Genomic DNA, 13,165 nt, shown 5'->3' with positions numbered 1-13,165 from the left:
GCGGTCATCCACGGCCGCGGCCCGTGAACCGGTCCATGACCCAGGCGGCACCGCGCTCGGCCAGCATCCGGCGGCGCCGACGCCGGGAACCGGAAGCCGGGGTGGGCGGCAGGCGTTCGGGCGGCAGCGCCGCCAGGACGGTGAGTCGGCGGCCCGCCCGGGCCAACTCGGTGAGCAGGCGGGCGCGTTGGCGCGGCTGGGTGGTGCGTAACAGCGCGGCGTACAGGCCCTCTATCTCGGCCACGGCCGCGCCGACGCGCAGGTTGACCTCCCGCCGCTGTCGTATCTCCCCCTGCGGCATGCTGGGCGACCGTCCTTTCCTTCTTCTCATATCCGGGGTTCGCTGGTGTCGCTGCCGGGCTAGTCGACGCAGGGAATGCCGCCCATCTTGACCGTCTGGCCCTGGAACGCCGAGGCGGGCACCGGGTCCGGGGCGTCTCGCGCCGCGGCCTGCTCGCCGGTCGCGGGCTCGTGCGGCGCCTTGCCGTCGGACTGCGAGGTGTCCGCATCCCGCGGGGTGAACCCGGCGCCAAGGGTCACCACGACATGCCCGGCCGGTACGGCGCTGCTGCTCAGCGGCGCCGCCGCCACCTCGGCCGCGATCTGCCGTGCCGCCTCCTGCGCACCGGCGCCGTAGACCACCGTGGTCGTGGCCCGCGCGGGGGCGTTGCTGACGGCGCCCGCGAGGTACCCCAGTGCGGTCAGCGCCCTGGACTCCGCGGCGGCGGCACCGGCGACCCCGGAGCCGTTGCGCACGTCGACCACCGCGGGCGCGCCGTGCGGGAACGGTCGGCGCGCGGCGTCGGCGGAGGAGTCCCGGCCGATCATCCGGCCGACGATGGACCGGATCTGCTGTGGATCGACGAGGTTGACCGACTCCCCGCCGCGCTCGGCGAACCCGGCGATCGGCAGGGTGTGGAACTCCACGTTCCCGCCGGTGAGGTTGGGCGCCTGCTGGGCGAAGTCCAGTACGTTCCAGCTGCTGTCGATGACCAGGTCCTTCTTGACCACGTCCAGCAGCCCCTGCATCTTGCCCAGGTCGCCGAAGATCCCCTCGGCCTTGAGCTTGTGGGTGACGGAGGACAAGAACGCCTGCTGCCGGTGGGTACGGTCCAGGTCGCCGCCGGTCAGACCGTGCCGCTGGCGTACGAAGGCGAGCGCCTGCCGGGGGTTGAGGTCCTGGTACCCGGCGGGGAAGTCGGCGCCCGAGTAGCGGTCGTGGACCGGGTGCTTGAGGCACACCTGGACCGGCTGCAGCACCTTGGCGATGTCGTAGAAGCCGAGCAGGTTGACCTCGGCGAAGTGGTCGATCGGCACGCCGAGGAACTGCTGGACGGTGGCCAAGGTGGCCTCCCTGCCGACCTCGCGGCTCTGCCGCTCCAGATCGGCGCCGCTGACACCCCGCGCGGCCAGCCGGTTCTCCGCGGAGGCCTTGGCCAGCCCGTAGGCCTCCTTCATCTTGTGCATCCCACCGGGGGTGCCGTCACCGCCGAGCACCTCGACGTAGTCGTCCCGGGGCACGGAGAAGGCGGTGACCTTGCCGCCGTTCGCCGGGATGTGCATCAGGATCAGGGTGTTGGTGTTGTAGCCGCCGATGTCGCTGGATCCGGCGTGCAGTTCGTCCTCCACGAACTGCTTCGGCAGGTCGTTGCCGTCCATGTCCTTGCGGCTGTCCAGGCCGATCAGCAGCAGGTTGACCGAGTTGTCCAGATGCGCGGGCGCCCGGCCGCGCACCGCGTCCAGCGCGTCGGAGGTGTTCAGTCCTCCGGTCAGATAGTGGTACGCGGCCCAGGCCATGCCGCTGGCCACCAGCACCAGCGCCGAGGCACAGCACAGCAGCACCCGGCACGCCACGGTCAACGCCGAAGGCGACCCCGGCCGCTGCCGCTTGCGGGCCCCGGCGTCCCGCTGTGCGAGCCGCCGCATGCCGTGGCCGCCCGACCGCGACCGGTCCACGCCGTACCGCTCAGGCACTCCCGGCCCTCCCACCACGCCGGGTCCGTAGGTACCGGACCAGCAGCACCGCCAGTACGGCCGTCTGCGCCGCCGCCATGGCGGGGAACGCGTCGACGCCCCAGCGCACCGCCCCGGTGGTCAGCCCCTTGCCGCCCCGGAAGGCGGCCGGGCCGCACAGCACCTCGGCGCCGACCGTGACCAACGCCACCACCAGCGGCGGCGCCGGGACCAGCCACCACAGCGCCGACCGCGGGCAGGAGACCGCGCCGGCCCCGGCGGCGCCGACCGCGGCGAGCAGGAAGGCCCAGCCGAGCCGGGCGCCGAGCGCCTCGTCCAGTGCCGCCCCCATCACCGGCAACGTCAGCAGCAGTGCCACGCCCCGGGCGCGAGAGGCACGACGTTCCCCCTTACGCGCTCTGACGGCCGCGCCGCGTACGGCCCGGGTCCGCGCGGCGGCCGCGCCGACCCGCCCGGCGCGCATCCGGCTCGCCGCCTGCTGCGGCAGCCGTGCCGAGAGCGGCTCGGCTCCCGATCCGTTCCCGTCCTGCCACCGCTCCGCGTTCTCCCCCAAGGCATCGGCTGGGCGGCCCGCCATACGCAATCCCTCAATCGATCGGCCGGTGGAGTCCGGCAGCGTCCTGGGCTTGCCCTGTGGGCAGGGCAAGGCGACCCGGCTACGGTCGTGGCACCTCTCGCAACGGATCGCTACTTGCTTAGTTGCGCAATGTAGCAAGCTATTCGGCTACTCTGGAGCCACTCGCCGACCGTGGCGGGTACACGGACGCGCACCTTGGCGACGGAGGGGTCCGGGACAGATGGCGGCACCGGCTGCGAGACGCGAGGATCCCCCGGCGCGGGCCCTGGGCCTGGCGGCGGCCACGTTCGCACTCTTGTCGTCTCCGATGCGTCTGCACATCGTGTGGGCCCTCGCCCAGCAGGAAAACGATGTCTCGCAGTTGGCCCGCCGGGTGGGCGGCACGCCGCAGGCGGTCAGTCAGCATCTGGCAAAACTCAAGCTGGCGGGCGTGGTCCAGGTCCGCAGACAGGGTCGCCACAGCGTGTACCGGGCGGTCGACCCGCACCTCGTCACCGCCGCCACGCTCATGGTGGAGCGGCTCACGCAGGACGCCGCGCCGGTCACGCTGGGTGCTTGACGTAACGTATCGCCCCAGCCCAAGGGCGGTGCGGCGGCACGGCGAGCCTTGCTAGATTGCGCAACTGTGCAACCTGTGTTCGACCTCGTTCGTCTATCCGGCCAGGGATGCACCGCGACGCACGCCTGCCATCGTGCCGTCGCCTGGTAGCCAGTGCCGGAGCCGCCCGGCTTGACCGCGTGAGGGTGACGCATGACTGACGCAACGGACAACACGGACGCCGCCGTGGCGGAGGACGAGGCCTCAGTGAGCGGGCGCGGCGGCCGGGCGCGAGGCGGCAGGAAGGTCCAGCGGCGGGCCCGGCGCAAGCGCCGGGTCGGGCGCACGGTAGCGATCACCGCCTCAGTGCTGGTGCTGGTGACGGCGGGCGGGGTGGCCGTGCTCTACGAGCACCTCAACGGCAACATCAAGGGCGTGCCGCTGTTCGGCGGCACCAGCGGGGACGCGGGCAAGGAGAAGCCGGACGCCTTCGGCCGCACGCCGATCAACATCCTGGTGATCGGCTCCGACGGCCGGAACAACGCCGCCGACTGCAAGCTGGGCGGCGACTGCGGCGGCGGCGGGCAGAACGCCGACGTGGAGATGGTGGTCCATGTCTCGGCGGACCGCTCCAACGCGACCGTGATGAGCGTGCCGCGCGACACCATGACGAACCTGCCCTCCTGCAAGGATCCGCAGAACGGCGCGGTGATGGCCGCGCACCGGGACCAGATCAACAGCACCCTGCAGTACGGCCCGGGGTGCACGGTGGCAGCCGTGCACCAGCTCACCGGGATACCCATCGACCACTTCATGATGATCGACTTCCAGGGCGTGGTGAACATGTCGGACGCCGTGGGCGGCGTTCCGGTGTGCGTGGACAACAACGTCTACGACCCGTACTCGCACCTGAAGCTGGCCAAGGGGACCCACACCCTCAAGGGCCTGTCCGCGCTGGAGTTCGTCCGCTCGCGGCACGGCTTCGGTGACGGCAGCGACCTCGGGCGCACCTACGGCCAGCACATATACCTGTCGTCCATGATCCGCACGCTGAAGGGCGCGGGCACGCTGACCAACCCCGGCGCCCTGTACGGGCTGGCCGACGCGGCGACCAAGGCGCTGACCGTGGACAACGGCCTGGACAGCATCCCCAAGCTGCTCGGCCTGGCAGGCGACCTCAACAAGGTGCCGTCCAACCGCATCACGTTCACCACGATGCAGAACATCCCGGACCCGCAGGACGACTCCCGGGTGCTGGTCTCCCCCGCCGCGCAGAACCTGTTCGACGCGATAGCCAACGACCAGTCGCTGACCACCGGCAACGGCGACAAGTCCTCGGCCGCGGCCGCCGCGACCTCGACCGCGACCGCCTCGCCCTCCCCGTCGGCCAGCAGTGTGCCGGACGACCAGATAGCCGTGGCGGTGGAGAACGGCAGCGCGGTCACCGGCCGCGCCTCGGAAGTGGCAACCTCCCTGGTGGACAAGGGCTTCAGCCCCTCCACCAGTTCCAGCAACGCCCCCTCCCCCGCCTCCTCCACCACCCTGCGCTACCCCGCGGGCAAGCGCTCCGAGGCCCAGACGGTGGCGCGGGCGCTGCATCTGCCCGCCGCACGCCTGAAGCAGGACGACGCGGTCTCCGACGTGACCCTGGTCATCGGCACCGACTGGACCACCGGCGACACCTACCCCGCCGCGCCCAACTCGACCCCGGTTCCGGCCGACACAGCGGCGGCCACCAACAACGCGCACGCCCAGACCGCCGACCAGGCCAAGACGTGCGCCCAGGTCAGCACGTTCAAGACGGTGAGCCTGGGCGGCGTTGCCATGACGCCGATCCAGGCCTTCTCCGACAGCCCCGACGTGCCCGTCTCCGCGCCCTGATCGCGGGCTCGGGGCGGCTCCCCAGCGGCCTCGTCCCTCTCTGACCAACCAATGCTCACCCGCCCATAAGCGCGGGTTCACCATGCTCGGCTACGCCAACTCCCTTGTGGACCAGGGAGGATGTCGGCTACTTTGCTCCTCGTTAGACACCACTCTGCGGGGTGGCAGGCCCGCCGGAATGTCATGACCATGACTTACTTCCCCCTGGCCGCCGTCGCCCCGCATCTGCCGAGAACCTTTCGCGCAGCGCACTTCACGCTCCACTTCCCTGCACCGGGACGCGCACGACGGCGTGCGACCCCACATCGACGCCACCGTGAGTCGTCCCAACCCCCACTGGAGGGCCGTACTTTGCGCACCCTGTCCTTCTCGCTGAACAGACGCGCGGTCAGACGTACCGCCGCCGCGTCCCTGTCCGCCGCGGCGCTGGTCGCCGCGGGCCTGGCCACCGCCGCCCCGGCGGGCGCCGCGGTGGCGACCCCGGCCGCCCACCACCCCCATGTCAAGCGGCTGTGCTCCGCCCCGACCAAGCCCGGCATGATGGCCTGCAACGCGCTCGTGCGGACCGACATCATGCAGCACCGCTCGCTCGGTGCGAACGCCACGCCCTCCGGCTACGGCCCGTCCGACCTGCTCAGCGCCTACAACCTGCCCGCCAACGGCGGCGCCGGTGCGACGATCGCCATCGTCGACGCGCAGGACGACCCCAACGCCGAGGCCGACATGGCCACCTACCGCCAGCAGTACGGCCTGCCCGAGTGCTCCACCGCCAACGGCTGCTTCAGCAAGGTCGCCCAGGACGGCAGCACCAACTACCCGTCGGCCGACTCCGGTTGGGCCGGTGAGATATCCCTCGACCTCGACATGGTCTCGGCGATCGCGCCCAACGCGCACATCATCCTGGTCGAGGCGAACTCTGCGAGCATGAGCGACCTGGGCACCTCGGTCAACGAGGCGGTCAGCCTCGGCGCCGGATACGTCTCCAACAGCTACGGCGGCTCCGAGGACCCCTCGGACACCCAGGCCGACAGCCAGTACTTCAACCACCCCGGCGTGGTGATCACCGCCAGCGCGGGTGACTCCGGCTACGGCGTGGAGTACCCGGCCGCCTCACCGAACGTCACCGCGGTCGGCGGCACCTCTCTCACCCAGGACTCCAGCTCGCGCGGCTGGTCCGAGACCGTGTGGGGCTCCAGCGCGGGCGGCGAGGGCACCGGCTCCGGCTGCTCCACCGTCGAGCCCAAGCCCAGCTGGCAGACCGACACCGGCTGCTCCGGCCGTACGGTCGCCGATGTCGCCGCGGTCGCCGACCCGGCCACCGGCCTGGCGGTCTACGACAGCTACCAGTCCAACGGCTGGCAGGTCGTCGGCGGCACCAGCGCCTCGTCGCCGATCATCGCCAGCGTCTACGCCCTGGCCGGCACCCCGTCCTCGGGCAGCAACCCCGCCTCGTTCCCGTACAACAACACCTCCGCGTTGAACGACGTGACCTCGGGCTCCAACGGAAGCTGCGACACGTCCTACCTGTGCAACGCGGGCCAGGGCTATGACGGCCCGACCGGGCTCGGCACGCCGAACGGCACCGCCGCCTTCACCGGCTGACGCCCACCCGTAAAGCACACCGGGCCCCCGCCGCTGCGCGAAGCGCGGCCGGGGCCCGGTGCCATTGTCGGCAACATGTTCAGCGCGGTGAACGTCGACGCCTGCGCGCCCGGGCGCGCAGGTAGACCAGGTCGACCAGGAACACGATCACGCCGATGACCAGCAGGTAGAACAGTCCCTTGATCACGGAGCCGATGATGCCCAGCGCGATCGCCAGGATGACGATCAGCAGGAACAGTGCCATCCCATCCTCCTTCCAGACCCGGTCACCGGCGGGCCAGCCGCCGTTCGCCACCGGCCCCGGTCTGGTACGCCAGCTTGTAGTGCGCGAAGACCGCCGCTTCCTGTGCGGCCAGTAGTTCGCCGTCGGTATCGATCCACGGGGCGTCCTTGACCTGGGCCTTGGAATATCTGACCTGGAGGTACGCCGGTCCGACCGTGGCTCCGTCCAGGGGTACGAAGACCAGGCGGCGCCGGGTGGGGAGGCCGGTCGTCACCGTGGCGAAGGCGGGCTGGTCGGTGGCCGTGTCCACATAGACCGACTCCAGGAAGCCGATCTTCTTACCCTCGGCGTCGACCACGTCATGGCCGCGCCACTCCCGGATGTCGCGGGCCTCGAACATCGCTGCGCTCCACATCTGCGTCACCGCACGGGTGAGGGGTGGGGGTATCCCGCGTTCCTCCCTGTTTGCTCCTCCTACTCTGCCCTGCTACCCGCGGCCACGCCCCTTCAGCGGGCACCCGGGTACCAAATGCTCTCCCCCGGGCGGGCTACTCGGGCTCGTCCGACAGCGCCTCCAGCACCGGGATCGCCGCGTACAGGGCCGCTCGCCGTTCGGCGGTGAGCCTGCCGACGCGCGCCGCGAGCATCTCCGAGCGCTCCCGGCGGATGTCGGCCAGTACCTCACGGCCGTGTGCGGTGATCTCGATCAGCCAGGAGCGGCCATCCCGCGGATCGGGTGCCCTGCGGACCAGACCGGCCCCAGTGAGCGGAGCCAGGGTCCTGGTCATCGAGGAAGCCGCCACCCGTTCGCGGGCGGCCAGTTCCCCCAGGCGCAGCGGACCGTGCTGTTCCACCCGGGCGAGCGCGGACAACTGGGCGAACGTCAGGCCCTGCCCGCTGGAGGCCTGAGCCATCTGCCGGTGGATACGGGCGATCGCGAGACGCAGCCGGGAGATCATCGCCGGATCGATTCTGCTCGGCGCGTTCGGATTGGTCGTCTGTATGTCGGTCATGTCCACCGCGACCCTTTCTGGAGCCTTGACCGCCTGGTCAGCGGGTGGGTGCCCGCATGGAGTGCTGTTCGCTCACCGCGTCCGCGCCCCGCGCCTGCTCCGCGCGGCCGCGTACCAGGGAGGCCAGCGCGGCCACCAGGGACATCGCGATCGCCAGGCAGAAGACCACCACCAGGCCGTCGTGGAACGGCCCGGATATCAGATGCGGGAAGAACTGACGCCCCGTCAACACTGCTGCGTGGCCCGGCGGTAGCTGGGTCAGCACATGGGGTCCGAGCAGTTGCTGGACCGGGTTGTACCCGAGGAACGCGGCGAACAGCGTGCCGACCGGGGGCAGCGCGGCGATGGCGTGCGCGGAACCGGCGGGCACGCCCTGCGCGGTGAGGCCGCCGCTCAGCGCGCCCGGCAGCGAGCCCGACAGACCGGCCACCATCAGCGAGAAGAACACGCCGATGGACAGCACCATCCCGGCGTTCTGGAACGTGGCCCGCATACCGGAGGCGGCGCCACGGGCCTGGGCTGGCACGCTCGACATGATCATCGAGGTGTTGGGCGCGGAGAACAGTCCACTGCCCAGCCCGTTGAGGAACACCAGCAGGGCGAACGGGGTGTAGCCGAAGTCGGTGGGCAGCAGCAGGAGCCCGCCGAACGAGACCGCGATGACCACCAGCCCGCCCGCCGCGAACGGCCTCGGCCCGAACCGGTCCGACAGATGCCCGGCGATCGGCCCGGCCGCCAGGAAGCCGACCGTCAGCGGTATTAGGTATATGCCCGCCCACAGCGGGGTGTCGGCGTAGTCATAGCCGTGCAGCGGCAGCCAGATGCCCTGGAGCCAGACGATCAGCATGAACTGCAGTCCGCCGCGCGCTATCGCGCCGAGCAGGGTGCCCGCGCTGCCGCCCGCGAAGGCCGCGTTACGGAACAGCCCCAGCGGGAACATCGGCTCCGCCGACCTGACCTCGATGACGCAGAACAGCGCCAGCACCGCGGCCCCGCCGACCAGCCCGGCCAGTACCCATGGGTTGCCCCAGCCCATCGTGGAGCCGCCGTAGGGCTGGATGCCGTAGGTGATCGCGGCGAGCAGCGCGGTCAGGCCGACGGCGAAGGTGATGTTGCCCCACCAGTCGATCCGGGCCCGGCCGCGGACCCCGGTGTCGTGCAGCGAGCGGTACGCCCATACGGTGCCGAGCAGGCCGATCGGCACGTTGACCCAGAAGACCGACCGCCAGTTCCACTCGGCGAGCAGCCCGCCCAGCAGCAGGCCGATGAACGAGCCGGAGATTCCGGCGACCACGTTGACGCCCAGCGCCATTCCGCGCTGCGAGACCGGAAAGGCGTCGGTGATGATCGCCGCGGAGTTGGCCATCAGCATCGATCCGCCGACCGCCTGCGCCACCCGCCAGCCGATCAGCCACCACGCCCCGGCACCGCCGTGGAACGGGTCGAGCGAGAGCACCACCGACGTCAGGGTGAAGATCAGGAATCCGGCGTTGTAGATCCTGACCCGGCCGAAGATGTCACCCAGACGACCCAGTGTGACCACCAGGACCGCGGTGACCAGCATGTAGCCCATCAGCATCCACAGCAGATAGCTGATGTTCGTGGGCTGGAGCGGGTCGAGGCGCAGTCCGTTGAAGATCGCGGGGAGCGAGATCAGCACGATGGAACTGTTGATCATCGCGATCAGCGTGCCGAGGGTGGTGTTGGACAGCACCACCCACTTGGCGCGGGGGTGGTCCTGGGCGGTCCAACGCACGTTCGCCTCCCGCGCGGGTCAGGGGGCGGGGGCTGCGTCCCCGTGCCCCGGGCTTTCGGGGGCTGCGTCCCCAGGCCCCCGCTCTGGTGGCGCGCCCGCGGGCGGGTGCTCCGAGGGCTGCGCCCCAGGCTCCTTATGCTGCTCCGCCCCTCGGGCGTGTTTCGGGACCGTGTCCCTGGTGGCCGGGGTGGACCCGGCGGTCCGTCTGCTGGGCGGTGGTCTTGGGAGCTGCGCCGCAAAGGCCGTTTGGCGGGCGCACCTCGCGTCCGAACGCGTGGGGCTCGTCCGCCTAGGTGTCTGCGACGTGCCCAGCCAGCCAGCCAGCCAGCTAGTTAGCCGACGTAAAACAACTATGCGGCCGTGGTTGGGTGTGCGCAAGGGGGCGGGTTGTTCACACAATGGGGCATGCAGTGGTTCACCGCGCCGGAGTACTGGCTGACCCGCCTGGTCGTCCAACGGGCGCTGGCCGCGCTGTACTTGGTCGCGTTCCTGGCGGCGGCCAACCAGTTCCGCGCACTGCTCGGCGAACGTGGGCTGCTACCGATTCCGCGCTTCCTGGCCTGGGCGCCGTTCCGCCGTGCGCCCAGCCTGTTCCACCTGCACTACTCGGACCGCTTCTTCGCCCTCACCGCCTGGACCGGCGCGGTGATCTCGGCCGCGATCCTGGTGGGCGCGGCCGACCTCGTTCCGCTCTGGGCCGCCGTGCTGCTGTGGCTGGTGCTGTGGGCGCTGTACCTGTCGATCGTCAACGTGGGTCAGCTCTGGTACGGCTTCGGCTGGGAGTCGCTGCTGCTGGAGACCGGTGCCCTGGCCGTCTTCCTGGGCAACAGCAGCACCGGCCCGCCGGTGCTGGTGATGTGGCTGTTCCGGTGGCTGGTGTTCCGGGTCGAGTTCGGCGCGGGTCTGATCAAACTGCGCGGCGACCCGTGCTGGCGCGATCTGACCTGCCTGTACTACCACCATGAGACCCAGCCCATGCCGGGGCCGCTGAGCTGGTTCTTCCACCATCTGCCCAAACCACTGCACCGTGCCGAGGTGGCGGCCAACCACGTCGCCCAACTCGCCGTGCCGGTGGCCCTGTTCACCCCACAGCCGGTCGCCAGCGTGGCCGCGGGACTCATCATCGTCACCCAGTTGTGGCTGGTCGCGTCCGGCAACTTCGCCTGGTTGAACTGGTTGACGATCGTCGCCGCGTTCGCCGCCGTGGACGGTTCACGGGCCGCGGACGTGCTGGGGCTGCCCAAACCGCCCGCGCAGCCCGCCACGCCGCTGTGGTTCGAGGCGCTGGTGCTGGCCTTCGTCGCGGGGGTGGCCGTCCTGAGCTACTGGCCCGCGCGCAATCTGGTCTCGCGCGGCCAGGTCATGAACTACTCGTTCAACCGGTTCCATCTGGTCAACGCCTACGGCGCGTTCGGCAGTATCAACCGGATCCGCACCGAGATCGTGGTCGAGGGCACCGACGAGCCGGAGATCACCCCCGACACGGTGTGGCGGGAGTACGGCTTCAAGGGCAAACCAGGCGATCCGCGACGGCTGCCGCGCCAGTGGGCGCCCTACCATCTGCGGCTCGACTGGTTGATGTGGTTCGCCGGAATGTCGTCCATCTACGCCGAGTCCTGGTTCGTGCCGTTCACCGCCAAGCTGCTGCACAACGACCGTTCGACCCTCAAACTGCTGCGCTCCAACCCGTTCCCCGGCACCCCTCCGACCTACGTCCGCGCCCGGCTGTACGAGTACCGGTTCACCAGTTGGCGGGAGCTGCGGCGCACCGGAGCGTGGTGGGAGCGCACGTTGATCCATGAGTACCTGCCGCCGGTCACCCTGCGCCACCTCGACTCCGACATGTATCACCCATAAGCCTGCAAGGCGTTCTGGAACGGACGTGGTGTGCGGTGCCAGACTGCGCCCCAGCACCTGCACGTCCTACGTACGGAGGGCCATGGCGGACGCAGTCATCATCGGAAGCGAGCGCAGCGAGATCGGCCTGCCAGCGGGGATGGACGTGCTACGGCGCGGTGGCTCCGCCCCTGACGCGGTGGAGGCGGCGATGCACCGCTGCGAGGACAACCCGAACGACCACTACGTGGGCACCGCCGGACTGCCCAACGCCCAGGGCGTGGTGGAGCTGGACGCGTCGATGATGCTCGGCTCCACCCGGCGCTTCGGCGCGGTGGCGGCGCTGCGCGACTACCCGCACCCCATCTCGGTGGCCCGGGCGGTGCTGGAGCAACTGCCGCAGCACTGCCTGCTGGTGGGCGAGGGGGCCGCGCTCTTCGCCCGCGAATGCGGTTTCGAAAAGGCGGAGTTGATCACCGAGAAGTCCCGGACGATGTGGCGGGAGCAGGTCGCGTGGTCCACCGCGTCGGTCGAGGGCGAGAACACCCCGGCGCTCTCCGGCGACCACCACTACCGCGCCAACGCGGTTGAGCTGATCCGCCGGTTGGCCCCGCACGCCGAGCCGTGGGGCACCATCAACATCATCGCCCTGGACTCCTCCGGTGAGATGTGCGTGGGCGTGTCGACATCCGGTTTCCCGTACAAGTACCCCGGGCGGGTGGGCGATTCGGCTGTTCCGGGTGCGGGCAACTGGTGTGACCTGCGGGCGGGCGGCGCGGCGTGCACCGGGCGCGGTGAGCTGGCGATGCGCGGCGGCACCGCGCGTACCGTGGTGGACCTGCTGGCCACCGGGCGCGATCCCGGTGGGGCCTGCCAGATCGCGCTGCGGGACGCGGCCACGCTGCCCGACGCGTTCCGTTCCGAGCTACGGGCGCTGGCCCTCACCCCGGACGGCAGGCACGGTGGCGCGGCCGGACAACCGGGCAGCACCTATGTGGTGATGACCACCTCCTCGACCGAGCCGGAGACACATCCGCGCAGGTCCCTGACCGCCCCGGGCTGAGCCGCCGCCCCACGGGCTCTGGCCTGCGCGCCCCAGGGGCGCGGCTGTATGGGCTCGGCGGCGGGGTCCGCCGCGGCCCAGTCGTCGTCGGCGTCCGGATCGCTGTACCAGCCGGTGCCGTCGAGGGAGGCCTCCAGCCAGTCGGCCAGATTTGGCGAGTCGACGAACCAGGCGTGCGCCCAGTCGTCCTCGGCCGCGTTGGGCTCGAACAGCAGCACGGCTCCCCACGGGCTGCGGCAGTCCACGCAGGCCAGCATGCCGCACCCATAGGTCATGATCGGCACCACGCCCTCCGGCCAGAACCAGCCCGCGTCCGACCGGTCGGGCGCCCGGCGGTCCAGATAGGCGGCGGTGAGCGGTCCCGCCGTCTCGCTCGGCTGACCGCCGTCGGACGCGGACAGCCGGAACAGACCGTATTCGGGGCCGAACCCGCCATCGGCGACCTCCCGGTACAGACGGCTCAGCAGTGGGTGCAGCGGGAACCCCAAAGTCTCCTGCGCCGCCGCCAGCTCGTCGTCGGTCACCGGCGGTCGTAGTGGAGCACAGCGCTCCTTGGCACGGGCGGCCACCCGGGCCAGGAGTTCGTCGTGGCGTGACGGATCTTCCATGCCGCCATCATGCCGTGCGCCACTGACAACACGCTTCGGCCGCCGGGCAGTTGGCCACCCGCCCGCCCGCCTGCCTCCCACCCGTCACCCACCA

At 70.9% G+C, this 13,165-nt stretch carries 13 protein-coding genes; 5 read left to right on the top strand and 8 right to left on the bottom strand.

The features are described from left to right. Positions 1 to 4 precede the first annotated feature (4 nt). Genes NON19_RS01190 through NON19_RS01180 form a run of 3 tightly spaced genes read right to left on the bottom strand, consistent with a single transcriptional unit; the run spans position 5 to position 2,551 of the window. On the bottom strand, positions 5 to 301 hold the full coding sequence (locus NON19_RS01190) for a hypothetical protein (RefSeq protein ID WP_255924614.1): 297 nt from the start codon (positions 299 to 301) through the stop codon (positions 5 to 7). A 59-nt stretch (positions 302 to 360) separates the two neighbouring features. Continuing rightward, a complete protein-coding gene (locus NON19_RS01185; RefSeq protein ID WP_255924613.1) occupies positions 361 to 1,974 on the bottom strand; it encodes an LCP family protein in 1,614 nt (537 codons plus the stop codon). Further along, positions 1,967 to 2,551, bottom strand: a complete 585-nt coding sequence (locus tag NON19_RS01180; RefSeq protein ID WP_255924612.1) for a DUF6542 domain-containing protein — start codon at positions 2,549 to 2,551, stop codon at positions 1,967 to 1,969. The genes NON19_RS01185 and NON19_RS01180 overlap by 8 nt, the downstream gene beginning before the upstream one ends. A 220-nt stretch (positions 2,552 to 2,771) precedes the next feature. Between NON19_RS01180 and NON19_RS01175 the strand changes: the two genes are divergently transcribed. From NON19_RS01175 to NON19_RS01165, 3 genes are all read left to right on the top strand, one after another. Beyond that, positions 2,772 to 3,110 (top strand): ArsR/SmtB family transcription factor, encoded by a 339-nt coding sequence (locus NON19_RS01175; RefSeq protein ID WP_255924611.1) that lies wholly within the window; start codon positions 2,772 to 2,774, stop codon positions 3,108 to 3,110. Between the two features lie 192 nt (positions 3,111 to 3,302). After that, positions 3,303 to 4,970: an LCP family protein gene (locus tag NON19_RS01170; protein ID WP_255924610.1), complete on the top strand. Its 1,668-nt coding sequence runs from the start codon at positions 3,303 to 3,305 to the stop codon at positions 4,968 to 4,970. Between the two features lie 351 nt (positions 4,971 to 5,321). Continuing rightward, the gene (locus NON19_RS01165; RefSeq protein ID WP_255924609.1) at positions 5,322 to 6,572 is read left to right on the top strand and encodes a S53 family peptidase; all 1,251 of its coding nucleotides are present in this window, start codon (positions 5,322 to 5,324) and stop codon (positions 6,570 to 6,572) included. A gap of 79 nt (positions 6,573 to 6,651) precedes the next feature. Here the strand turns inward: NON19_RS01165 and NON19_RS01160 are convergent, their stop codons facing one another. The 4 genes from NON19_RS01160 to NON19_RS01145 all read right to left on the bottom strand — a co-directional run bounded on the left by NON19_RS01160 (position 6,652) and on the right by NON19_RS01145 (position 9,486). Beyond that, positions 6,652 to 6,816 (bottom strand): hypothetical protein, encoded by a 165-nt coding sequence (locus tag NON19_RS01160; RefSeq protein ID WP_255924608.1) that lies wholly within the window; start codon positions 6,814 to 6,816, stop codon positions 6,652 to 6,654. 22 nt (positions 6,817 to 6,838) lie between these two features. Then, complete coding sequence (locus NON19_RS01155) at positions 6,839 to 7,195, bottom strand: PRC-barrel domain-containing protein (RefSeq protein ID WP_255924607.1); 357 nt, start codon at positions 7,193 to 7,195, stop codon at positions 6,839 to 6,841. Between the two features lie 148 nt (positions 7,196 to 7,343). Then, positions 7,344 to 7,808 carry a MarR family winged helix-turn-helix transcriptional regulator gene (locus tag NON19_RS01150; RefSeq protein WP_255924606.1) on the bottom strand — a complete coding sequence of 155 codons (465 nt, stop codon included), beginning with the start codon at positions 7,806 to 7,808 and terminating at the stop codon, positions 7,344 to 7,346. Between the two features lie 37 nt (positions 7,809 to 7,845). After that, positions 7,846 to 9,486 carry an MFS transporter gene (locus tag NON19_RS01145; protein ID WP_255925003.1) on the bottom strand — a complete coding sequence of 547 codons (1,641 nt, stop codon included), beginning with the start codon at positions 9,484 to 9,486 and terminating at the stop codon, positions 7,846 to 7,848. A gap of 483 nt (positions 9,487 to 9,969) precedes the next feature. Between NON19_RS01145 and NON19_RS01140 the strand changes: the two genes are divergently transcribed. Beyond that, a complete protein-coding gene (locus tag NON19_RS01140; RefSeq protein ID WP_255924605.1) occupies positions 9,970 to 11,421 on the top strand; it encodes a lipase maturation factor family protein in 1,452 nt (483 codons plus the stop codon). 82 nt (positions 11,422 to 11,503) lie between these two features. After that, positions 11,504 to 12,463 carry a glycosylasparaginase gene (locus tag NON19_RS01135; RefSeq protein WP_255924604.1) on the top strand — a complete coding sequence of 320 codons (960 nt, stop codon included), beginning with the start codon at positions 11,504 to 11,506 and terminating at the stop codon, positions 12,461 to 12,463. Here the strand turns inward: NON19_RS01135 and NON19_RS01130 are convergent. After that, positions 12,391 to 13,071 (bottom strand): SMI1/KNR4 family protein, encoded by a 681-nt coding sequence (locus NON19_RS01130; RefSeq protein WP_255924603.1) that lies wholly within the window; start codon positions 13,069 to 13,071, stop codon positions 12,391 to 12,393. The genes NON19_RS01135 and NON19_RS01130 overlap by 73 nt on opposite strands. Positions 13,072 to 13,165: the final 94 nt, after the last annotated feature.

Source organism: Streptantibioticus rubrisoli, assembly GCF_024436055.1.
Classification (GTDB): Bacteria; Actinomycetota; Actinomycetes; order Streptomycetales; family Streptomycetaceae; genus Streptantibioticus_A; species Streptantibioticus_A rubrisoli.
Note: the sequence above shows the minus strand (reverse complement) of the source record. Positions and strands in the feature narration are given on the sequence as shown.